Annotated in this window: 24 protein-coding genes and 1 pseudogene; 15 read left to right on the top strand and 10 right to left on the bottom strand. The window is 55.0% G+C overall.

The window, feature by feature from the left end:
• Positions 1-572: 572 nt before the first annotated feature.
• The 7 genes and pseudogenes from LC334_RS20790 to LC334_RS20760 all read right to left on the bottom strand — a co-directional run bounded on the left by LC334_RS20790 (position 573) and on the right by LC334_RS20760 (position 7,428).
• A complete protein-coding gene (locus LC334_RS20790; RefSeq protein WP_223413107.1) occupies positions 573-1,157 on the bottom strand; it encodes an MlrC C-terminal domain-containing protein in 585 nt (194 codons plus the stop codon).
• Between the two features lie 90 nt (positions 1,158-1,247).
• Positions 1,248-2,053: pseudogene (locus tag LC334_RS20785) on the bottom strand (M81 family metallopeptidase); the annotation flags it as partial.
• Between the two features lie 12 nt (positions 2,054-2,065).
• A complete protein-coding gene (locus LC334_RS20780; RefSeq protein WP_085802333.1) occupies positions 2,066-3,019 on the bottom strand; it encodes an ABC transporter ATP-binding protein in 954 nt (317 codons plus the stop codon).
• Positions 3,016-3,966, bottom strand: coding sequence for an ABC transporter ATP-binding protein (locus LC334_RS20775; protein ID WP_085802344.1), 951 nt, complete (start codon positions 3,964-3,966; stop codon positions 3,016-3,018). The genes LC334_RS20780 and LC334_RS20775 overlap by 4 nt, the downstream gene beginning before the upstream one ends.
• Positions 3,967-3,968: 2 nt before the next feature.
• On the bottom strand, positions 3,969-4,853 hold the full coding sequence (locus LC334_RS20770) for an ABC transporter permease (RefSeq protein ID WP_085802332.1): 885 nt from the start codon (positions 4,851-4,853) through the stop codon (positions 3,969-3,971).
• Complete coding sequence (locus LC334_RS20765; protein WP_085802331.1) at positions 4,850-5,779, bottom strand: ABC transporter permease; 930 nt, start codon at positions 5,777-5,779, stop codon at positions 4,850-4,852. Before LC334_RS20765 ends, LC334_RS20770 begins: the two co-directional genes overlap by 4 nt.
• A 71-nt stretch (positions 5,780-5,850) precedes the next feature.
• Entirely contained in the window at positions 5,851-7,428 is a 1,578-nt protein-coding gene (locus LC334_RS20760) for an ABC transporter substrate-binding protein (RefSeq protein ID WP_085802330.1), read from the bottom strand.
• Between the two features lie 29 nt (positions 7,429-7,457).
• Between LC334_RS20760 and LC334_RS20755 the strand changes: the two genes are divergently transcribed.
• Entirely contained in the window at positions 7,458-7,685 is a 228-nt protein-coding gene (locus tag LC334_RS20755; protein WP_139836539.1) for a hypothetical protein, read from the top strand.
• A gap of 247 nt (positions 7,686-7,932) precedes the next feature.
• On the top strand, positions 7,933-8,769 hold the full coding sequence (locus LC334_RS20745) for a Crp/Fnr family transcriptional regulator (RefSeq protein ID WP_085802328.1): 837 nt from the start codon (positions 7,933-7,935) through the stop codon (positions 8,767-8,769).
• Between the two features lie 60 nt (positions 8,770-8,829).
• On the opposite strand, the gene LC334_RS20740 is transcribed toward LC334_RS20745, so the two are convergent.
• The 3 genes from LC334_RS20740 to LC334_RS20730 form a co-directional block, all read right to left on the bottom strand.
• Positions 8,830-9,018, bottom strand: a complete 189-nt coding sequence (locus LC334_RS20740) for a hypothetical protein (protein ID WP_085802327.1) — start codon at positions 9,016-9,018, stop codon at positions 8,830-8,832.
• Between the two features lie 309 nt (positions 9,019-9,327).
• Entirely contained in the window at positions 9,328-9,681 is a 354-nt protein-coding gene (locus tag LC334_RS20735; protein WP_085802326.1) for a hypothetical protein, read from the bottom strand.
• Between the two features lie 44 nt (positions 9,682-9,725).
• Entirely contained in the window at positions 9,726-10,139 is a 414-nt protein-coding gene (locus LC334_RS20730; RefSeq protein ID WP_139836538.1) for a hypothetical protein, read from the bottom strand.
• Positions 10,140-10,440: 301 nt separating this feature from the next.
• On the opposite strand from LC334_RS20730, the gene LC334_RS20725 reads away from it, so the two are divergent.
• From LC334_RS20725 to LC334_RS20670, 13 genes are all read left to right on the top strand, one after another.
• Positions 10,441-10,755 carry a hypothetical protein gene (locus LC334_RS20725; RefSeq protein WP_085802324.1) on the top strand — a complete coding sequence of 105 codons (315 nt, stop codon included), beginning with the start codon at positions 10,441-10,443 and terminating at the stop codon, positions 10,753-10,755.
• Positions 10,752-11,105 (top strand): hypothetical protein, encoded by a 354-nt coding sequence (locus LC334_RS20720; protein ID WP_085802323.1) that lies wholly within the window; start codon positions 10,752-10,754, stop codon positions 11,103-11,105. Before LC334_RS20725 ends, LC334_RS20720 begins: the two co-directional genes overlap by 4 nt.
• Positions 11,106-11,177: 72 nt before the next feature.
• Positions 11,178-11,315, top strand: a complete 138-nt coding sequence (locus LC334_RS20715) for a hypothetical protein (RefSeq protein WP_176237783.1) — start codon at positions 11,178-11,180, stop codon at positions 11,313-11,315.
• A gap of 76 nt (positions 11,316-11,391) precedes the next feature.
• Positions 11,392-11,895: a hypothetical protein gene (locus LC334_RS20710; RefSeq protein WP_085802322.1), complete on the top strand. Its 504-nt coding sequence runs from the start codon at positions 11,392-11,394 to the stop codon at positions 11,893-11,895.
• Positions 11,896-11,976: 81 nt separating this feature from the next.
• On the top strand, positions 11,977-13,044 hold the full coding sequence (hflK, locus tag LC334_RS20705) for an FtsH protease activity modulator HflK (RefSeq protein ID WP_085802321.1): 1,068 nt from the start codon (positions 11,977-11,979) through the stop codon (positions 13,042-13,044).
• The gene (hflC, locus tag LC334_RS20700) at positions 13,041-14,060 is read left to right on the top strand and encodes a protease modulator HflC (protein WP_085802320.1); all 1,020 of its coding nucleotides are present in this window, start codon (positions 13,041-13,043) and stop codon (positions 14,058-14,060) included. Before hflK ends, hflC begins: the two co-directional genes overlap by 4 nt.
• Before the next feature lie 886 nt (positions 14,061-14,946).
• On the top strand, positions 14,947-16,134 hold the full coding sequence (locus tag LC334_RS20695) for a pyridoxal-phosphate-dependent aminotransferase family protein (protein ID WP_085802319.1): 1,188 nt from the start codon (positions 14,947-14,949) through the stop codon (positions 16,132-16,134).
• Positions 16,131-16,898: a CDP-alcohol phosphatidyltransferase family protein gene (locus LC334_RS20690; RefSeq protein ID WP_085802318.1), complete on the top strand. Its 768-nt coding sequence runs from the start codon at positions 16,131-16,133 to the stop codon at positions 16,896-16,898. Before LC334_RS20695 ends, LC334_RS20690 begins: the two co-directional genes overlap by 4 nt.
• 37 nt (positions 16,899-16,935) lie before the next feature.
• Positions 16,936-17,739, top strand: coding sequence for a phosphocholine cytidylyltransferase family protein (locus LC334_RS20685; protein WP_085802317.1), 804 nt, complete (start codon positions 16,936-16,938; stop codon positions 17,737-17,739).
• Between the two features lie 117 nt (positions 17,740-17,856).
• Positions 17,857-17,991 carry a hypothetical protein gene (locus LC334_RS23145; RefSeq protein ID WP_263286593.1) on the top strand — a complete coding sequence of 45 codons (135 nt, stop codon included), beginning with the start codon at positions 17,857-17,859 and terminating at the stop codon, positions 17,989-17,991.
• Positions 17,992-18,171: 180 nt separating this feature from the next.
• Complete coding sequence (locus LC334_RS20680; protein ID WP_085802316.1) at positions 18,172-18,459, top strand: co-chaperone GroES; 288 nt, start codon at positions 18,172-18,174, stop codon at positions 18,457-18,459.
• Between the two features lie 44 nt (positions 18,460-18,503).
• A complete protein-coding gene (gene groL / locus LC334_RS20675; RefSeq protein WP_085802315.1) occupies positions 18,504-20,141 on the top strand; it encodes a chaperonin GroEL in 1,638 nt (545 codons plus the stop codon).
• A gap of 498 nt (positions 20,142-20,639) precedes the next feature.
• On the top strand, positions 20,640-20,906 hold the full coding sequence (locus tag LC334_RS20670) for a hypothetical protein (protein WP_085802314.1): 267 nt from the start codon (positions 20,640-20,642) through the stop codon (positions 20,904-20,906).
• Positions 20,907-20,998 lie beyond the last annotated feature (92 nt).

The raw sequence follows: 20,998 nt of genomic DNA, 5'->3' as shown, positions 1-20,998 counted from the left end.
GTTTCCCTTCCGGGAGTTTGCTGACGCAGCATCCGCTCGCAGGTGCGGCACACTCATCGCTGCGTTGCAGCCGATGTCGCCAGACCGGTCATTCAAAGCCACTCTGAGGCGCGGAGTTCAAACAGCCCTTTCGCTGCAGCCAGGACCGGCAATCGAGGAGCGGGACTTCTCCGACCTTTGCCGCTTCTGAGCGAATGGCTGGTTTCTTCGCTTGACGACATAGGTCAAAACTCCAAGATTCAGAAAATACTAACGACGTTGGACTCTTCGCTCTGGATACAGCTTGAAAAGCAGTCATTGACGGGCGTTGTAGTAAATTCCGCACCCGGAATGACGACAGCGCCAAGTATCCAACTAAGGGTATTTTGGAAGTTTCTACGCACAGCGGCACCTTAAGCAGAACGCTACCTTCTTTCGACTCCAAAATGCTCATATCTTCGAGCTTCGGCATGGTGCGCTTGATACAATTGGCCGGACTTTTGCACGTTGAACCGAGAGCGTGCCGAGTGAAACACCCAGCCGTGTTAACCTGGTCGCGGATACATGCTATTCCCATCGCTTCCGCGTTAAAACTATGATGATGGAATGATGTCCAAAGGATGCATCGGACGTGGAACAGCGCGATAGCGTAATGCGCCATAATTGACCGTGCATAAGGCACCGCTGTCACACACGATGATACGTCCCGCAATTGGGGCAAAGGCCGCACGAAAATGTTGCATGGATTTAAGTGCCACAACCCGGCAATCCTGAGGGAGGATTCCGAATGTCTCGAACTGCCGCAGATCAAGCATCTGATGGGCGATACTTACGATCAGAATATCGATACCTTCAACCCGCACTACGGCGATCGCACCAAAACTGCGCTGCAGGCCGCCTAAGATCGGGCCACTTCCTGTTACCAGGCCATCGCCGAGCCACATCACCCGACCAGTGATCTCGATGGGTCCGCCGCCGAATTCCGGTGCCGTCCTACCGCCCAGTTTCAAGGTGACGGTGTCGCCAACAGTTTGCGCCTGAAGCAAAGCTGCCGTTTCAGGGTCGATCATTGGGCCAAAGCAGGCATCCGTAATACTTGCTTCCAGAAGCGCCGTTAGCAGTGCCGTGGAATCTCCATAAGCACCCGAGCCGGGATTGTCGGCATAATCCGCAATCACCAGAGGTCCGCTTCCTTTTTTCCATGTGCGTGCAACCTCGGCCGCCTCAGCCACTGTCAGATAGGTATTCAGCCTCTCATTGCGCCGGTCCCAGATATCATCGGCAATCTCTTCAGCGATCTCCTGTGAACCGGGCTGACCCATTTCAGCTGTAACCAAAACGGTTGGGCCGACCTCGGCGATATCGGCGCAGGGAAATGCCCCGTTGATACTGACGGCATAAACACCTTTACGTGCTTCAAACGCCCGGGCCATGGCATGCCGTTCGATCATCGGCCCAATGTCTGTCCGGCCGCCATTTGCCTCTTCCAGCATTGGCCGATGCGCCCGCAGGGTTTGAGGCGCAATATCGCCGTCGATCATGCGCTGCAACAATTCCGCTACCCTGCGGCCCGTATATCGACGTGCGGATATGTGGTGAAGGCAACTAGGATTTGCGCCTGGGCGCACATTGCTGCGCTGACATTGGCATGTGGATCAAGGGTAACAGCAATCGGTAAATCCGGGCCAGTGAGAACGCGCAGGCGGCGCAGAAGTTCCCCTTCGCCATCGTCATGCGATGCGGTGACCATGGCGCCGTGCAGGATCAACAGGATGCCATCCCAACCGCCAGTTTCCGCCGCCAAAAGAACGGGCGCGCAGAGAGTATCAAAAGCTCGGTCTGTGACGCGCCCGCCGGGTCCGGCCGAGGCGCTGATCACATGCGTGTGGTCCCATCCATTTCTGCGCCCGACTTCCAGAATACCAGCGAGTTCCGTGTTCTTTTCTCCACGCGACGCAATTGCGGCAGGGCCATCAAGAAGATAGCGATCCTGAAAATCCTGAATATCGGTGGGGCGAATATTGAACGTATTGGTTTCGTGCGAAATCTCAGCGGTCAGAATGCGGGCAACCAAGGGCGTATTCCTCTAGAGGGGATGATGGCAGGCGACCGGATGGCCGTCCAATGCAGATAATATGGGCGTTTCTGTCCGGCACACAGCCGTGGCCCCCGGACAACGATCTGCAAAAGCGCAACCGGGCGGCAGATTGAACGGGCTGGGCACTTCGCCTTCGAGGGAGGTAATGACACGGCGCAACTTTGGATCGGGCGCGAAGGTGCTGTCCATAAGGGTCGCGGTATAGGGGTGGCGCGCAGGCAGGTCCGTGTCCGGCAGCGCCTCGACCACACGGCCCAGATACATGACCAGTATTTCGTCGCAGAAGTAGCGCACTAGGCTCAAATCATGGCTGATAAACAGATAGGTCAGCCCCAGATCGTCGCGCAGCTGTTCCAGCAGGCTGATGATCTGCGCTTGAACGGAGACATCCAAAGATGCGGTCGGCTCATCCAGTACCAGCAGCGACGGACGCAGGGCCAGTGCACGGGCAATACCGACACGTTGTTTCTGTCCGCCGGAAATCTGGTGCGGAAAGCTGCCGGCAAGACCGGGGTTCAGGCCGACCATCGTCAGAAGCGCGTCGATCTCCTCAACCGCGGTGCCCTGGGGTTTGCGTCCCTGCACCTCAAATGGCTCCATCACCGCACGGGCAATGGTGTAGCGTGGGTCAATCGCTGAATAAGGGTCCTGAAACACCATCTGCATGTCAGCGCGCAGCTTGCGCATCTGTGTCGGCGTTTTGGCGCGCAGATCGTCGCCATCAAACTTCAGGCTGCCCGTGCTGGGTTCAATCAATCGCAGGATCAATCTCGCCAGCGTGGACTTGCCGCAGCCAGACTCTCCGACAACGCCAATGACCCGACCCGCAGGCAGATCGAATGAAACATCATTGACGGCATGCATCGCACGCGCCTTGCGGAATGGGCCGCCGGGACTGGTGAACTGTTTGGAAAAGTTGCGCACTTCAAGCTTGTTGGTCATGGGGCGGCACCGGCAAAATGACAGGCGGCAGCACTTTGCCCGTGTTGCACGAATGCAGGCCGATCCGTTGAGCAGACATCCTCTGCCCTGAGGCAGCGCGGATGAAACGGGCAGCCCGTGGGATAGTTCAGCACTGTGGGGACAGTACCCGGAATACCCGTCAGATGTTCGTCATCACTCAGACCCTTTGGGATGCAGCCGATCAGGGCTTGCGTATAGGGATGTTGTGGAGCGTCAAAGATGGCTTCGACGGGTCCGTGTTCAATCGCGCGACCTGCATACATCACCACCACCTTGTCGCAGGTCTGGGCGACAACACTCATGTCGTGGGTGATCAGAACCAATGCCAGATCACGCTCTTTGACCAGATCGTCCAGCAAGCGGATGATCTGGGCCTGCACGGTTACATCAAGTGCGGTCGTCGGCTCATCCGCGACCAGCACGTCGGGGTCAGCGGCAAGCGCCATGGCAATCACGATGCGCTGTTTCATGCCGCCCGACATCTGATGCGGGTAGCGGTCACAGATGAGTTGAGGTTCGGGGATGCGCAATGTGCCAAGAATATCGATCGTGCGTGCGCGGGCCTCAGATCCTGTCATGCCCAGATGCAGCACAGCAACGTCATCCACCTGCGGACCGATCTTTTGCAGCGGATCCAGCGACGTCATCGGGTTCTGGGTGATCAGCCCCAACCGCGCCCCACGCAGCTTGCGATAGGCGGGTTCGGCCAAAGTGGTCAGTTCTTGCCCGTCAAAGACAATCGACCCTGCAGTGATCCGCCCGCCTGACAAGGGCAGTAGTCCCATCACACTCATCGCGGTCAGGGATTTGCCCGACCCGCTTTCACCGACGATGCCGAGTGTCTCGCCTTTGGCCAGTGAGAAACTGACGCCTGAGAGCGGGGCCACGGGACCAAAGGCAACTTCAAGGTCGCGAACTTCCAGCATGATCATGCCCCCCTGATCCGGTCGCGGATATCAAGCGCGCGGATCAACTCATCGCCGAAGAGGTTCACGGCAATCACTGTAACGGCAACGACGACACCGGGAAAGATGATGACCCAGGGGCTCAAGAAAAGCTGGGCCGTGCCGCTAGACATCATCGCCCCCCAACTGGGGGTGGGCGGTTGCGCACCCAGGCCGAAAAAGCCCAAGGTCGCTTCAAGAACGATGCCGTCGCCGATGGCGAGCATGCCCACCACGATCACTGGCGCAATCGCATTGGGCAGCAGGTGTTTCAGCAGAATATGGCGTGGCTTGGCGCCAAGGTTTATCGTGGCCTCGATGAAGGTCTCTCGTTTTAGCCGCACGATCTGGGCGCGGGTCAGTCGGGTAAACTGCGCCAGATAGGCGATGGCGATTGCGAAGGTGGTCGAGGTCAGACCAGGGCCAATGATCGCCACGAAAATCAGCGCAATCAGGATATCAGGGAACGACCACGTCAGGTCGACCACGGTCATTACCGCGCGCTCAAAGAAGCCGCCGAAATAGCCCGCTGCGGCACCCAGAGTCATTCCGACAGTGATGGATATTGCGATTGCCGTGGCGCTGACGGAAAGCGAAGTGCGCGCGCCGTAGATGACCCGCGAGAGCACATCGCGACCAAATTGATCTGTTCCCAGAAGATGCGGCCAACCCGGCGGCGCGTTGCCGTTCATCAGATCTTGTGCTGCGTAATCAAACGGCGTGATCCAGGGCGCAAAGATCGCCGTCAGGATTAGCAAAACCAGAAACCCGCCCGCTATTTTTCCCAGCCAGGAGCCGAAGGCGCGGCCGACTGCGGTCCCTCCAAATCCGGCCATGGCTCGGGCGGCGGTGCCTGTCATCGACGTCATTTCTTTACCTCTCGAATACGGGGATCCATTGCGGCCTGCGCCACATCACCAATCAACGTGCCGAGCATCACCGCCAGCGCCAGCATCAACAGGCAGCCCTGAACAACTGGATAGTCGCGTTGCCCTAGGGCGCGGATCAGCAGGGAACCAAGACCGGGGCGGCCAAAGACAAATTCGACAGTCACGGCGCCGCCCAAAATCCAGCCGATCCGCAGCGCCAGAATGGTGACCACGGGCAGCATGGCGTGTGGCATCAGGTGACGGGTCAGGATCGTGCGTGACGGCAAACCCTTGGCATGCAGCAATGTCACGAAATCCTCGCGCCGCACGTCCATCAGGGCAACACGCGTCACCCTTGCGACCAGTGCGACACCGCCAAAGCCGATGGTCAGTACCGGCAGCACCAGACTGTTCCAACCTTTGGCGCCGGAGACGGGAAACCATTGCAGTTGCACCGAGAAGAAAAGGATCATCAAAAGCGCCAGCCAGAACCCAGGCACGGTCGAGCCGAGCAGGATAAACCCACGCACGAATTGTTCCACAATGGTCGAGCGGGTGGTGGCCGATATGGTTCCAAGGGCGATTCCCACGATGCTGGAGAAAGCAAAGGCCAGCCCGCCGAGTGTCAAAGAGTATGGCAGGTTTTGCGCAATCAGGTCAGCCACGGGGCGACGCAACACAATAGCCTCGCCGAAATCGCCCTGAAACATCGCGCCGATCCAGCGGAAGTATTGGGTGATCAAGGGCTGATCCAACCCGTATTTGGTGATCAGCGCCGCCCGGTCATCCGGTGACGAGCCCACCCGAATAAGGTTATCAATCGGGTCGCCGGGCAGCAGGTGCACAATCATGAAGATCACAACCGAGATCGAGATCGACACGGGGATCAGCATCAACGCCCGAAAGAAGATGTATCGCAAAAGCATAAGACTACCGTTTCAGGGTGCATGTCTCAACCACCCCCGGAACCGGGGATGGGCGTAATCAGCAAAGTGATTTACTCAACAACGGTCATGTCGAGCACGGTCTGCGACCGGAACCGTGTGCCACGCACCGGGTCAGGCACATTCACCCGATCCGAATTGTAAGCAATGTTTTTGGTGGGCTGGTAGATCGGTACAAAGAGATGCTGCGACAGGACATACTCGTGATAGGCTTTGAAGTTGGCAATCCGCTCATCCGAGTTCTTGCTGTCCTCCATCGCGACATCGTTCAAGCGCTGACCTTCGGCGTCTTCCCACATGGAGATGTTCGGATAGCCCAGCCGCTTGCCGGAAAAGAACCAGTCCAGAATGTCGGAATTGTTCCAGTCATATCCCCGCACGGCAAGTTGATGCCGGTTGTTCTTGTATTCGTCGCGGATGGTAGAGCTGTCAAAAACGGTGATCACTGCCTCCATGCCAATCTCGGCCAGTTGCGCCTGAATCACCTGCGTGAGCGAAGTGAATTCGGTGCCGTTCTGGGTGAAGAGTTTGACCGACAAGGGTGTGCCGTCCTTCGTGCGAACGTTGCCATCACCCATGACCCAACCAGCTTCTTCCAGCAGGGTATTTGCTTTGTCGACGTCATAGGTAACGTTCAGCATGGGATCGACTTGAGCTTCGGGAAGCGAACCAATCAGGAAATTATGCGCGGGCGCGCCAACACCGTTATAGATCGACGCAACGATTGCTTCCTGATTGACAGCCAGGCCAGTGGCCTCGCGGACTTTGATGTCGTCAAACGGGGCCGATGTCACATTTATCGGCATATAGTTGATACCCGTTCCGGGCATCTGGATGATCGCGATATTGCTTTCGACTTTCAGGATTTCCAGAAAATCCGTGGGAACGCCCAAAAGCAAGTCAATCCCTCCGGTTTTCAGTTCTAGAAAAGCGGTGGACTGATCGGGAACCTCCCGGAACGTGATCTGTCCGACATGTGCGACACCCTGGTTTTCTGACAGATCAGACGCCCAGGCGTAGTCTTCATTGCGCACCAGAACGGTTTCCAGCCCGATCGCAAAACTATCCAGTTTGAACGGGCCAGTACCTACCGCGCCGGAGACGCCGAATTCATCGCCCATTTCTTCGTAAGCCGCAGACCCCGGAACGCCCATAAAGGTAGACGAAAGGTTGTATAGCAGGTTCGGCTCGGGCCGGGACATGACCAGCTTGACGGTCAGGTCATCGACAATTTCAACCGATTCAATGGCTGCGACAAGATACGCGTTTTCAGTGTCGGTGAAATCAGGGATCCAGTCTGCCACGGATTGCGCGTTGAAAGGCGTGCCATCGTGAAACGTTACACCGTCCTTGAGATGAAAGACCCATGACATGCCGTCCGGGGCTTCTTCCCAGGACGTGGCTAAATGTGGGTGATAGGACTGGTCGGCATCCTGTTCGACAAGCCTGTCATAAATGAGCGATGTCGCAGAGTTGAGGTTGCTCGATGTGACGGGGTTGTAGGAAGTTGCCCCCAGCTCATCTGCGGCAAAGGCAATTGTTACATCCTGTGCCAGCACGGCAGAGGACAGGAACCCGACCGCTAGTAGCGCCGTTCCTGACAAAAGTTTCGTCTTGGTCGCATAACGCATCGGGTTCGTCCTTTTTGTATGAAAGAGAAATGTCTCAGATCTTGGTTTTCCAATATTTCGGTTTGGTATTGCTTGGGCTGGCGGGCATTGCCCACGTAACCGGTAATGATGCCGAACCGTTCGGCTATCTTGCTCAATCGAGCCCTGATCTCGGGGCTAAGCTCCATGAACACGCCCTTTTCCTGCAGGTTGAAACGTTGGCTTTTGGTGACCATACTCATGGTCGCCGAACCGAGTTTCCGCCATCGATGATCTGATTGATCAGACTGGAAACGGCCTGGTGCGTGGCCATTTCGGCTTCTGTACCGACGGCATTGTCATGGGTTGTCGCGGCATCGCGGAGAATGCTTATGATCTCCCGCTCCGGTAGAAGTTTGCGATCACCCAAGGCAAGAAGAAGCGCCTCGCAGATAGAGAGAGCTGCTAATCCTGAGTAATCTGTATGATCGGGCATCAAATGCGTTCCTTCCTGCGGATAGGAGGTAAAGAATCAATGGAATCCTGATGAACTTCGCCATCCTTGCAGGAATTGCGGTATGCTGGACTGATCGAAAGCAGTCCCCAAGTCGACTTCTTCGTGAGGTTTCAAAGATTCTGGAAAAACTATTGAACGCGATCCAAAACAGCCCACTTACCCGAAAGCTCTCTGCCTTTGTCGCTTTGTCCGAGAACGAGCTTGCGGTTCTTGAACGGTTACACAAGCGGCGCAGGTCCTTCGTCGCCGGTCGTGACCTTGTTCATCAGGGACAGTCGAAGCAAGCGGCGTATATTCTGGCCGCGGGCTGGGCGTGTTCGTACAAAACCCAGCCCGACGGGTCGCGCCAGATCGTCGATTTTCAGATACCGGGCGATTTTTTGGGATTGCGCAGCGTACTGCTGCATATGTCGGATCACAGTATAGAGCCAATTGTAGATATCCAGGCTGCCGAAGTTCTGGCTGGCGACCTTTTGGGGGCCTTCGCGCGAACCCCGCGACTTGCGACAGCCATACTCTGGGCGGCTTCAAGAGATGAGGCGATGGTGGTCGAACACCTAGTCGGTCTTGGGCGTCGCGATGCTGACGAACGCATGGCACACTTTTTGCTCGAACTCGGGGCAAGACTGGCGCTTGTCGGTATGGGGAGCAAGGGAGGTTATGCTTGCCCGCTGACTCAATACCATCTCGCTGATGCTTTGGGATTGAGTGCGGTGCATGTCAATCGGGTCCTGCGAAAACTAAGAGAGGACAAATTGGTTACGTTTCGCGACGGCCACGTGACGTTCGACAACTATGATCGTCTGGTTGCACTGGCACAGTTCGACCCGACATATCTGGATCACATCGGGCCGATCTTAAAATGACAAGAGCCACCCGTCGGCAAGCGTCAGGTATCCCCGGGTGACTACGTCAGACGATGCGTGTCATGAAAGCGCAAGTGTTGCCGCGTCGAGTTCCTTGAGTGTCTCGACTTCGTCGTCTTCCGTTGAGGCCTTTTCCGCAGCCTGATAATGCTTCATGGCCACGTCCTTTTTGAGCCCGGTTGGGGCTGTATCGCAGGCATTTTTGACGGTTTTCATCTTTTCGGAAATCTTGTCTGTCTCGGATGTCATTGGATTGTCCTTTCCTGGACTTTCCGCGAACTAGAGGCGCTTGAACCAGACAGACATTATCGGGACCCGTCCAGCTCAAGCGCATCTATGATACTCGGAAAAACAGTGTCGCCGCATATTCGGCGAACACGCTGCACATTGTAGGTTACTGCGGTTGTCCGCACTGACGTATGTTAGCAGCTGCAGCATATTTGTTGCGGTTGCAGCATGAGCAGGTTTTCAACCCTGAGCTAAAGGCCTGGCGCACCGCTATTTGCAGCACAGCATGGCCACCGCAGGATAGAAAATTCGTATTCGCAATTCTCAAGATCACGAAATGGCAGTCTGCTGGTGGGAAAGTCGTATCCATTTCCCATGATCGAGAAGATAGGCTGACGCGCAGAACGCCTCGTAAATCACTGTATCAGGCTTCTCTGCCGAGACCCCATAGGCGAGAACCACAATGTCGCCCCGTCGTGAAAAGCTCTGATCCGACATTCTGACTGATCGCCACGGTGTTCCAAGTTTCAAAAACTGCCAAATCTTGTCACCTTGAAGGATACCAACCGGATAGGGGAAGATCATGACCGCACCTTGTGCGGTTGTCGTACGGGCGCCATCCAAACCGCCGGTCCAGAACTGCTCTTCAAGCACCCAAAGGGCTGCCTCTTCGTGCGCGGTCAATCTCGTTCGGTCACCTGACCTGGTTTTGCTGGGAGGTGTTGAAATCACTCTCCTGATCCCACGATGCCGAGGAAGAATACCTGCGCAAGTACCAATAGGATCGCAACGATTGCTCCTCCGGAGATTGGCGACCTCTGTATTGCTGACAAACCTGGCCGACTTCGTTCTTGGGAATGATCTTGGGGCAATAGATGCGCCAATTCTCTCGCCTTTGAGCCATGTTCAAGCAAAAGTGCCGGGACATCACCAAAGCCGGACAGCAGAGAGCTAAGACGATTGTGCGCAACGTCGCGCGACAACGCACCAAGTTCTGACGCCTCCTGCCAGGGGTCAAGGCCGAGTCGTGCCAGCGCAGAGAGAACGGTCACGACGTATCCGTTTCTGTCTTCGCCAACCGAGGCGTAGAGAAACCGATCGAAATTGTTCCCATCGGGGTGGTTGACTGCTTTGTCGGCCATCTTGATCTCCCGCTGAATTAGGCGCCAAACAGCGCCGGACAAACACGACAGTAAAGGTAGCGGAGCCGCAACGCGCTGATGCATATCAGTGGGATAAAGGGTGTGGCCGTCCTGATAGTCGGTTGGGACCCGCATGTTTTGATCTGATCGAAAAAAATAGGTGAGCACTAACACCGATCAGCGTCCGGTTGCGAAGTACAGCGTATTGTTCACAGGAGATCTGACACTGTCGCGCCCTTGTCCAGGGTGAAACGCGGCTTTTGCGCCGGACACATATACCGAAATTGGCGGAGGCCCAAAGATGAACACGCGGTCATCCAGATCAATGGTGACGTTTACTCATTCGTTTTCCCTGCCGGGATACTCAGACGATTTTCCAGCAGGCGAATATGAAGTCATTGTCGAAGAAGAAGCTCTGCATGGGCTGAGTTTTGAGGCCTATCGTAGAACAGCGACCTACCTGATCGTGCAAGGGAAAGGCGACCGTGCTGGCCACACCGAAATGCGCCCAACCACAGAGAAAGACCTGGACGCGACACTCGGTCGCGACCGTGCATTTGCAAATGACGCAAATGCCAGCGAAGCGGCGCTTTCCCCGCTGGAGGACTTAAAATGAATACTCCCGAATGGCTGAAACCCGGCATCTACGGTGCCCTGATTGGCGCAGTCTTTGTTGGCACCGTTGGTTTTTCCTGGGGCGGCTGGGTAACCGGCGGAGGCGCAAACAAGATGGCCAACGCCATGTCCCGCGACAGCGTGATTGCGGCGCTGCTTCCCGTGTGCCTCGATATGTCACGTACCGACTCTGACCGCATTGCGAAACTGGCAACGATCCGGGAGACGTCAACATACAAGCAGCGAGATGCGGTGATGAGCGCTGGCTGGGCCACGATGCCCGGTTCAGAAACTCCAGATCGCGATCTGGCGCAGGCCTGCGTGGCTGCCCTCGACCTCGAAGCGTCGTGAATACGCGACGGGTCGTCAATCGCCAAATCAACCATATTTGCAAATACTTGCATACAATCAAAGGATCAAATGATGTCCTTCAAAGACCTGACCAAAAGAGCGGCTGCGGTACTAAAGCCGAAGCCTGTGGAAACATCAGAAAAAGAGCATGAGACCAAGGCGTCCAAAACCGGCCCTGAAAAGCCCGTGGCAGGCCTGAAGGATTCATAAGAAACAACGATGAGAGGAAAATTTCTCCTCAAAATTAATGACGCCGAACCGGCGTTGCAGCAACGGGAGAGCGCAAATGGAAGGCCCACTTTGTAAAAGCACTGCCATCTTTGTTCGCCCGTTCACCGTGCCTGATTTTAGTGAAACACTACCGGCGGGAGAATACGATCTCGAAACCGAGCTCTCTGCGCCGCCGAACCATCTGGATCCTGAAAGTTGGAAAGCTTGTGTGGTGGTGCATCTTCATCCGCGCGTATCGCACCCCGGGCTGGCGCGCAAACTGACAGTTACATTGGCGGATTTGAACAGCGCCCGCGCGAAAGACAAATTGTCGGGCAAGGACCTCGCCGATTTTTTACTTGAAGAGATGCTGGCTGATCCGATGACCCGTCTCGTGATGGAGGCCGATGGCGTCTCCGAAATGCAGATACGCTATCTATATTCGGCTTCGCGCTCGACTGTGTCTGACATTGAGATGTTGGACCGGGAGGAAGAGCGTCAAGAACCGCGAAGCCGTTTCCGAGAAGATTCCATGATCCAAACCGCCGAAAACGAGGGCATGCCAACTCTGGCGGAATAGCCCTCGAAGGAAGATCGATATATCCCGGCGGGCTCGTCTGCAGGGATATTCTTATCAAAGCCTATTTGCGAAGGATAGCATATGCCCCCCCAAGACAATGGCCCCGAAGACCGTGGGCCGTGGAAAAATCAACAAAAACGTGCGCCACCGGAAGTGGATGAAATTCTTCGGCAGGGACGCGAACGTCTGGGTGAAATGTTCCCCGGTGGTCGCCCACCCACGAGGAAACTGATCGCTGCAGGCGCAGTGGCGGTGCTCGCTTTAGGTGCATGGTCGTCCTACTACACGGTCCCGAGCGACTCGGTCGCGGTGATACAGCGCTTCGGAAAATTTTCTGCCGAAGTTCCGCCCGGACTTCATTTCAAGCTACCACTCGGAATCGATCTGGCGACCATTGTCCCGGTGAAGCGACAGTTGAAGCAGGAATTTGGCTTTACCACACCGGGTGCAAGCGATCTCTACCAAAGTCCGACAGATGGCCGCCGGGAGACTGAAATGGTCACGGGCGATCTGAACGCGGCACTTGTGGAATGGGTGGTGCAGTTCCGGATTTCCGATCCGGTCAAGTTCCTGTTCGAGGTACGCGAGCCCGGTGCAACATTGCGCTATGTCTCAGAATCCGTGATGCGCGAAGTCGTAGGTGACCGAACAGTCGACGAGGTCATTACCATTGGCCGGCAGGAAATCGAGAGCGAGGCGCTTTTGAAGATGCAGGCGCTTTCCACAAAATACGCCATGGGCATCAGCATTGATCAGGTGCAGTTGAAGAACATCAACCCTCCCGAACCGGTTCAGGCTTCGTTCAACGAGGTTAACCAGGCCCAGCAGGAGAAGGAACGTCTGATCAACGAGGCGCGCCGCGAATACAACAAAATCATCCCGCTGGCAGAGGGCGAAAAGGATCAGCGCATCCGCGAGGCGGACGGCTACCGTTTGAAACGTGTCAACGAGGCCGAAGGCGATGCCGCCCGGTTTACGGCCCTTCTGGCGGAGTATGAAAAAGCGCCAAATGTCACCCGGCGACGGATTTATATCGAAACCATGCAGGCAGTGCTGCCTGGAATTAGGTCAAAAATAATTGTCGATGGTGCAACGGGTAGCATTCTGCCGCTTCTTAACCTCGACCAGCAACAGGGCGACAAACCATGAAAATTCTACCTGGCATCGTCGCCGTGATCGCAGTTGCAGCAACTTTCGCTGCATCCAGCGCCGTTTACACGATCAGCGAGGTCGAACAGGCCATTATCACCCAATTCGGCAAGCCTGTTGGAGAACCGATCACGACCGCTGGTCTGAAGCTAAAGGTACCGTTCATTCAGGACGTCAATCCGATCGACCGCCGGGTGTTGGAGTGGGATGGTAATCCCTCTGACATGCCCACCAAGGACAAGCTCTATATCTCGGTCGATCTTTTTGCGCGTTGGAAAATCACGGAGCCGCTGCAGTATTTTCTGCGCCTTCGAGATGAACGCAGCGCCCAATCACGCCTTGATGACATCCTCGGCAGCGAAACGCGGAATGCCGTTGCCAAGCACGAATTGATCGAGATCATCCGGACGACGCGAGGGCGGACGCCTTTGCGTGACACACTTTTGACGGATGAAGAACGAGCGCAGGATATCGGTTCTCTGGTTCCGATCCAGAAGGGCCGTGCGCTTGTCGAGCAGGAGATATTTAAGGCTGCTGCTCAGAAAGTCCGAGTCTTCGGGATCGAGTTGCTCGACATAAGGTTCAAACGGATCAACTACAATGAGAGCGTGCGACCAAAGATCTACGACCGAATGATTTCTGAGCGCCGGCAGATCGCCGAGCGCTTTCTTTCCGAAGGCAATGGCGAGGCGGCGCGCATTCGTGGCAATCGCGTACGCGATCTAAACAAGATCCAGTCCGAAGCCTATCGTGCGGTCGAGGAAATCCGTGGTGCGGCCGATGCCTCTGCTGCGGAAATTTATGCGCTCGCATACGATGCCAGCCCCCAGGCTGCGGAGTTTTACGAGTTTACACGCACGATGCAGGCCTACAAAGATATGATTTCTGAAGGAACGACTCTCGTTCTTTCGACGGATAGCGACTTGTTCAAGTTCCTTGATGGAATGCAGACTTACGACCCGAAAACTGACACAGACCCGCCTTACCTTGGTGTCAGCTCTGCGGCTACGCAGTGATGTGAGAGAGTACAATAATGAATAATGCCCCGGTCGATCTTGACACCCGACGCAGCGCCGAAAGCAGAATGGCAACAGTTGTCCGACGATATTTACTCGAAGATCACAAAGCCGCCGAGGCAGCACTGCAAAAAGCTCAGAAAGTCCTGGGAATAATATTGCAGCCTGAGTCAGTCGCATTCTTGTCGGCAGCGGGAGGTACAGGCACGGAAACTGATACGGTGCGTACCTGGCGATTTGGCATACCCGTTAAAAGGCGAAACGAGGCACCGATGGTCAAATTCATGATTCCGGAGACGGAGCGGTCTCGCCCCAGAAAAGATGCCCGTCAAAAGCGCAGTTGTCGTCGTTGCAATGGCGCGTTCTGGAGCGAAGTAATTGGCGAGCGGGTCTGCAGGCGATGCAAGGGGTCGAAGTCGCGACCGGTTGCGGCTCCTGTAACTAATGGACCGCCTCGGAGGTGATACGTAGATCAGGCGCTTGCAGATTCGCTGGTAAACCTACGGCATCGATTTATGACAAGGCGTTGAAAAGAATGGCTATACTTGCAGATCAACATATACCGAGGAGCAAGCTGTTGGGGACATGTTGCCTAAAGATATAAAAGGGGCGACCGAGGACGAGTACGATGCCTATTTCAGAGCGCCATTGACGATCCGCGTTTTTGGCGGTTCTACATGATTTTTTTGGATGAAGCTGTTTTACCCCCAAAAATGTTCGATTTTCGAACAACACTGTTACAGCCCGAGGCACGGCGCTGTTTTCTAAGTCGATATGCCCCCTCTCGATTTCTTTGCTCGCAACCTGAGCGAAGTTCCTTCATGGGCGCACAACAACCAAGCGGTTGTGGGCCACTTGCCTTGCAGCCGTAGGAGATTGAACGCTCTTGGACAAATATCTGCTTTTTACTCCCGGCCCTGTGAATGTGGCCGAGACCCTGCGCAAGGCGATCTCGAAAAAGGACATCTGCCATCGTGAGCCTGATTTTGACGTTCTGTTGGCCAGCATAGAACATAAACTGCTGTCGCTTTTTCAGATCAGGAACCGCGACCGTTACCGCGCCGTTGTGATCACCGGTTCTGGCACAGCCGCGAACGAGGCGGTCCTGTCATCCGTTGTTGGTCGGGGCAGCATCCTAATTCTGTCAAATGGCGAATTTGGTGAGCGCTTATACAAGACGTCGCTGCTCCATAACAAAAGAACGCATCTGATTGATGTGCCATGGGGGAGCGTGATTGATCTGGCGCAGCTCGATGCTTTTCTCGCCAGCCACAAGATTGACGTGGTGGCGATGGCACATCACGAAACCTGTTCGGGCATGCTGAACCCGTTGGCGGAGGTTGGCACGTTGGCCAAGGCCCACGGTGCAATCTTTGTCGTGGACGGCGTCAGCAGCGTGGGCGCAGAGCATGTGGATATGGAGACCTGTAACATCGCCTTCTGTACCGGTTCCAGCTCCAAGGCAATTGGATCTTATCCCGGCCTGTCCTTCGTGATCGGACGGAAAAAACAGTTCAACCGGCTTGCGAGCCACAAGGCGAAGACCACCTACCTGAACCTGGCCACTTTTTATGATTTCCTCAGAACCAGTTCGCAAACACCGAATACACCCGCCGTGCCGTTGTTTTTTGCGCTTGAGCAGGCCCTGAGCAACATCCTGCGCGAAGGTGTGAACAACCGCTTTGCCCGCATTCGGGTGCGGGCGGATCAACTGCGCGAAGGCATGCGCAAGCTTAACCTCGATTTCCTGATCGCCGAGAAAGATATGTGTTCGGTGCTCACCACTGTGCGAGTACCTGCATCTGTCACTGTGCGCGACGTTCGCGAGCGGCTCCGCGAAAAATCAATCATCATCTACGAGGGCAAGGGGTGCTTTGCAGGCAAGGTCTTTCAGGTCGGCAATATTGGGGAACTGTCACGCGAGGATATCTGGTTCTTTTTGGCTTCGCTTAAGGATGTATTGCTGACATTGCAGGCTGAGGCAGCTGATCTGGTTGCGCCTATCAGGCGGGCCAACACCAATCTTGTGATGCTGGAACCGCAGAAAGCTGCTTTGGCGAAGGCGCGCATATGATCGGGAAAGCAGCAGCACTCTGGGCCACAAAAACCCGGCATGACGAATGGTGGTCCTCCTTCGTGACCGCCCCCATCGCGCTGGCCATGAATTATGGAGCGGTCGATATCCCCTGGATCACGCCCAATCGCTTGACAGCTGCTTCGTTTCTTGTCGCGCTAGCCGCGTCAGTTGCCATCGTGTTTGGCGGCATCTGGTTTTTCGCTGCGGCGGCAATCCTGATCCACCTCAGTCACGTATTGGATTGCATGGACGGACAGATGGCCCGCTACAGGCGGGTGTCATCATATGCCGGAAGTTATTTCGACAGGTTGACGGATCAGTTGCAGGTAACACTCTGGTTTGGCGCAGCTGGCTATGCGGCCTATGCGCAGTCGCTGAGCGTGACACCGGTCTTTCTGGCCATGATCGGCATCGCATTCTATGGTTTGCGCGGTTATGTGAAATACATCGCGATAGAAATCGGAACCCTGCGCGACCCTTACTATCCAGCCAGGATGGCCCGTCTGAACCAGGTCACGCCCAAGGCGGGTCTCGGCTTTGGATTGCAGGCCAACCTGAAGTGGTTTGTCAGGGAGCAACGTAAGATATTCCACTTCGATGAAGGTGTATTCATCTTCATGCTGTCCGCAGCCCTTCTGCTGAACCAGCTAGAACCGATGCTTTGGGTATTTGCGGCCAGTCAACTGTTCTGGGGCATCTACCGGGCCATAAGCCAAGGTCAGAGCATTCAGGAAGATCACAGACATCCTATTCACAAATAGCGCGCTCAACAGCCGCTTGCACAGGACATCATCACCCATGGCCCATGAAACCTATCGCGCGCCCAAGGCCGTCATTCTGGCTGCAGGCATCGGATCACGACTACGCCCGCTGACGGATCACAACCACAAATGCCTGCTATCCGTTGGCGGCTCTGCCATCCTCGAACGGATGATCCGGAACTGTCTCAGTTGTGGTGTTTCTCAATTCGTTTTGGTGCTGGGTCATCGCGAGGATGAGATCAGAACGTTTGTTGACAAGACATTCCGCGGTATCCGAGTCACCTATGTCGTCAACGACAGGTACCATGACACCAACACCGGATATTCCCTGATGCTGGCTTCACGTGCCATCGGGGTTTCGGAATTTTTGAAGTTCGACGCCGACGTCGTGTTTGATACAAAAATCCTGAGGCGCCTCATTGATTGCGATCATCCCAACGTCCTTTGCGTCGACCGCAATATCGCGCTTGAAGCCGAAGAGGTGAAAGTTGTCGCGGATGACGAAATGCGCGTTCTGGAAGTTGGCAAACTCGTTGATCCCAAGATGGCCCTAGGCGAGTCAATCGGTATCGAGAAGATTGGTGCCAAAGCCGCCCCACTGCTCTTTGCCGAGCTGGCGCTGATGATGGAGGACAAGGCTCATAGTCAGGACTACTATGAAGCCGCTTATGAACGATTGCTGGCAAAAACGGCACCTTTCCATGCGCTCGATATTACCGGTCTGAACTGGACCGAGATCGACACGGCTGAAGACCTTGCTATAGCCCATGCCCTCTTCAGTTCACCGGTCACGACCATCTCGCGCAGTCAACAAAATGCACTCGACGAAGCCGCGGTTTAGCGATCCGGGCAAACAGAAATCAGATCGCTGCCTGCCACCCAAGGCAGTCAGTGGATAACCGCAGTCATCACCCTGCCATCCCGGCACCGGATCACTGCAATTTTGGAAGGAAAGACCATGGCCAAAAGCAAAAGCAAGCGCGGAAACAAAGAGGCCAAGAAACCGAAGCAGGAGAAGCCCAAAGTCTCTGCAACGGCGAATTCACTGGCCGGAAAACCGCCTATTTCCATTGCGGGAAAGAAGGTCAAATAGGCGAGATTACATGGTTGTCCGGGCAATGTGCGACAGATCCTGTTAATATACTTCAGATCGCCCATTGTTTCGCTTTGTAGCGATAGCCATCTTGATAAGATTGGCGCTCTCGTGTGGCGAGTGCCAATTTTTCAGCAAATATGCCACCTGTCCCCGGAAATCCCGAAAAGGAGCATTTCCATGCCATTTACACCACTACATGACCGCGTTCTGGTTCGCCGAATTGAAGGCGACGAGAAAACACCGGGCGGTCTCCTCATTCCCGACACCGCCAAGGAAAAACCGCAAGAAGGCGAAGTCATCTCTGTCGGCGCCGGCGCAAAAGACGAAGGTGGTAAGCGTATTGCCATGGACGTCAAAGCTGGCGACAAGATTCTGTTCGGAAAATGGCCCGGCACTGAAATCAAGATCGACGGTGAAGAGCAACTGATCATGAAGGAAAGCGATATTCTTGGCATCATGGCCTGAACTTCGCAATCTCCTCTAAACATTTCTCAATTAGGAATACCGACATGTCTGCAAAAGACGTCAAATTCGGCACGGACGCCCGTGACCGCATGCTCAACGGCATCAATACCCTCGCCACCGCCGTCAAGGTCACACTGGGCCCCAAAGGCCGCAATGTGGTGCTAGACAAATCTTTCGGCGCTCCGAGGATCACCAAAGACGGCGTAACCGTCGCTAAGGAAATTGAACTTTCGGACAAATTCGAGAATATGGGTGCGCAAATGGTGCGCGAAGTCGCATCCCGCACCAATGACGAGGCCGGAGACGGCACGACAACTGCAACCGTATTGGCCCATTCCATCGTCAAGGAAGGTCTGAAAGCAGTAGCTGCCGGCATGAATCCGATGGACCTGAAACGCGGAATTGATAAAGCCGTCGCAGCTGTTGTCACGGAAATCAAAGCAATGTCGCGCCCTGTCGCTGACAGTGCAGAGATCGCGAAAGTCGGGGCCATATCGGCTAATGGTGAAGCCGATATCGGCCTGCAGATCGCTGATGCGATGCAAAAGGTCGGCAACGACGGAGTGATCACCGTCGAGGAAAACAAAGGCCTGGAAACCGAGACCGAGGTGGTCGAAGGTATGCAGTTCGACCGTGGTTACTTAAGTCCGTATTTTATCACCAACGCAGACAAGATGATGGTGGAAATGGAAGACTGTCTTATTCTGCTCCATGAGAAAAAGCTGGCATCAATGCAGTCGATCGTTCCGCTGCTCGAGGCGGTTATTCAAGCTGACAAACCACTTTTGATTATTGCCGAGGACATTGAAGGCGAGGCTCTGGCCACATTGGTTGTCAACAAACTGCGCGGGGGATTGAAAGTTGCCGCGGTGAAGGCACCCGGCTTTGGTGATCGCCGCAAAGCCACGATGCAGGATCTTGCAATTATCACGGGCGGTCAAATGATCTCGGGCGATCTGGGCATGAAGCTTGAAAAAGTCACGATTGATATGCTCGGTACAGCTCGCAGGGTCATCATCAACAAAGACAACACGACCGTTATTGATGGAGCCGGCGAAAAGTCAGAGATTGACGCGCGCATCGCTCAGATCAAGTCACAGATCGAAGACACGACATCGGATTATGACAAAGAAAAACTTCAGGAACGGCTGGCCAAACTGGCCGGCGGCATTGCAGTTATTCGCGTTGGCGGTGCTACAGAAACCGAAGTCAAGGAACGCAAGGACCGGATCGACGATGCATTGAACGCGACCCGCGCCGCTGTACAAGAAGGTGTCGTTCCCGGAGGTGGCATAGCGCTGGTCCATGCGGGCAAAGTGTTGTCTAGCTTGACGGGCGAGAATGCCGACCAGCAGGCTGGCATTAAGATAGTGCGGCGCGCAATCCAGGCTCCGCTGCGCCAGATCGCTGAAAACGCGGGGGTCGACGGGTCCGTCGTCGTAGGCAAGGCGCTTGAGAACAAAAGCAAGACTTTTGGTTTTGACGCACAGAGCGAGCAATATGTGGACATGCTAAAAGCGGGCATTATTGATCCAACCAAAGTGGTCAGAGTTGCACTGGAATATGCTGCCTCGGTCGCAGGTCTTTTGATAACAACCGAAGCAATGGTGGCGGACAGGCCCGTTAAGAACGTTGGAAGCGGAGGTATGGCCGATATGGGCGAAATGGGCGGAATGATGTAGCTTGCTGCCTGACAGAACTGACGCTGAAATTCAAAAAACCGACCCTTCTGCCACTACGCTGAGGGGTTCGCTCTCAAGAGAAAGGCGGACTTTGACTTTTGGTCAATATGCGTCCAACGAAAAATTAGTTAAAATGTAAGCCCTACGCACGTGTAATGGATTAACTTATGAGAATTGCAAGCCGCGCCGGCAGGTAACTTTGCTAGCAAGATCGCTTGTCCGACGACGATTTGATAGGTCTCCATGGCCTCCCGTCATTGCCAAAAGTGTTGCACGTCGGTGCAATGGCAGCGATGTGTAAATTGAATTGCGACACTCGATCAATGATTTGCTAGTTGCGGAATCTGAAGATCACTGACCTCACCACACAAGACCATGTTCGTGAGCGTGTCGGCGTTGAACTTGAAGACGCTCTGAGCATTGCCGAGAAGATCGACATTTGAAAGCTAAGCGATCGGCCTCCCGCCGTTCGCCCTCCAAGACCAGTTTGCGTCGAGCATGGACCAAGGGCGGCATATACGCGCCTCGGTCATCGCAGACTTCGATTTTGCTGCGGCATATTTGAATGGCTGTTCTTCCTGCCGCAGGACGGCGTTGAAATTTATGCCTTTGCAGCGAGAATCCTTGCTGCGTGCGCACGCAGCAAGAAAAGCCAACTCACAGGATGGGCTCAAACTTGGCTTTCAATGCGTCAGTTGCCAAAGCCTGCTTTGGCTGAAAAGTAAACTGGAAGGTTGTGAAAAAATTGCCCATGAGTGGTATTAAAGGAGGTATGTACGTTGTCTGACGTCAGCGCTCATGGGACATTTTGAGGCGATTTGATAAGGGAGGGTTTCTGGCTCATCGTAACCACCAAG

The sequence above is a fragment of the Roseovarius aestuarii genome (genome assembly GCF_019966515.1).
GTDB classification, from domain to species: Bacteria; Pseudomonadota; Alphaproteobacteria; order Rhodobacterales; family Rhodobacteraceae; genus Roseovarius; species Roseovarius aestuarii.
The sequence above is the reverse complement of the archived record's forward strand: the minus strand, read 5'-3'. Positions and strand labels throughout refer to the sequence as shown.

Bases quoted from the DNA above. Each gene is read 5' to 3' on its own strand.
- LC334_RS20780 (WP_085802333.1), bottom strand. From the start codon at position 3,019: ATGACCAACAAGCTTGAAGTGCGCAACTTTTCCAAACAGTTCACCAGT.
- LC334_RS20730 (WP_139836538.1), bottom strand. From the start codon at position 10,139: ATGGCCGACAAAGCAGTCAACCACCCCGATGGGAACAATTTCGATCGG.
- LC334_RS23145 (WP_263286593.1), top strand. From the start codon at position 17,857: ATGGCCAAAAGCAAAAGCAAGCGCGGAAACAAAGAGGCCAAGAAACCG.
- LC334_RS20715 (WP_176237783.1), top strand. From the start codon at position 11,178: ATGTCCTTCAAAGACCTGACCAAAAGAGCGGCTGCGGTACTAAAGCCG.
- LC334_RS20680 (WP_085802316.1), top strand. From the start codon at position 18,172: ATGCCATTTACACCACTACATGACCGCGTTCTGGTTCGCCGAATTGAA.
- LC334_RS20775 (WP_085802344.1), bottom strand. From the start codon at position 3,966: ATGCTGGAAGTTCGCGACCTTGAAGTTGCCTTTGGTCCCGTGGCCCCG.
- LC334_RS20690 (WP_085802318.1), top strand. From the start codon at position 16,131: ATGATCGGGAAAGCAGCAGCACTCTGGGCCACAAAAACCCGGCATGAC.
- LC334_RS20770 (WP_085802332.1), bottom strand. From the start codon at position 4,853: ATGACGTCGATGACAGGCACCGCCGCCCGAGCCATGGCCGGATTTGGA.
- LC334_RS20745 (WP_085802328.1), top strand. From the start codon at position 7,933: ATGAACTTCGCCATCCTTGCAGGAATTGCGGTATGCTGGACTGATCGA.
- LC334_RS20755 (WP_139836539.1), top strand. From the start codon at position 7,458: ATGTCTCAGATCTTGGTTTTCCAATATTTCGGTTTGGTATTGCTTGGG.
- hflC (WP_085802320.1), top strand. From the start codon at position 13,041: ATGAAAATTCTACCTGGCATCGTCGCCGTGATCGCAGTTGCAGCAACT.
- LC334_RS20765 (WP_085802331.1), bottom strand. From the start codon at position 5,779: ATGCTTTTGCGATACATCTTCTTTCGGGCGTTGATGCTGATCCCCGTG.
- LC334_RS20710 (WP_085802322.1), top strand. From the start codon at position 11,392: ATGGAAGGCCCACTTTGTAAAAGCACTGCCATCTTTGTTCGCCCGTTC.
- LC334_RS20685 (WP_085802317.1), top strand. From the start codon at position 16,936: ATGGCCCATGAAACCTATCGCGCGCCCAAGGCCGTCATTCTGGCTGCA.
- hflK (WP_085802321.1), top strand. From the start codon at position 11,977: ATGCCCCCCCAAGACAATGGCCCCGAAGACCGTGGGCCGTGGAAAAAT.
- LC334_RS20725 (WP_085802324.1), top strand. From the start codon at position 10,441: ATGAACACGCGGTCATCCAGATCAATGGTGACGTTTACTCATTCGTTT.
- LC334_RS20740 (WP_085802327.1), bottom strand. From the start codon at position 9,018: ATGACATCCGAGACAGACAAGATTTCCGAAAAGATGAAAACCGTCAAA.
- LC334_RS20670 (WP_085802314.1), top strand. From the start codon at position 20,640: ATGGACCAAGGGCGGCATATACGCGCCTCGGTCATCGCAGACTTCGAT.
- groL (WP_085802315.1), top strand. From the start codon at position 18,504: ATGTCTGCAAAAGACGTCAAATTCGGCACGGACGCCCGTGACCGCATG.
- LC334_RS20760 (WP_085802330.1), bottom strand. From the start codon at position 7,428: ATGCGTTATGCGACCAAGACGAAACTTTTGTCAGGAACGGCGCTACTA.
- LC334_RS20720 (WP_085802323.1), top strand. From the start codon at position 10,752: ATGAATACTCCCGAATGGCTGAAACCCGGCATCTACGGTGCCCTGATT.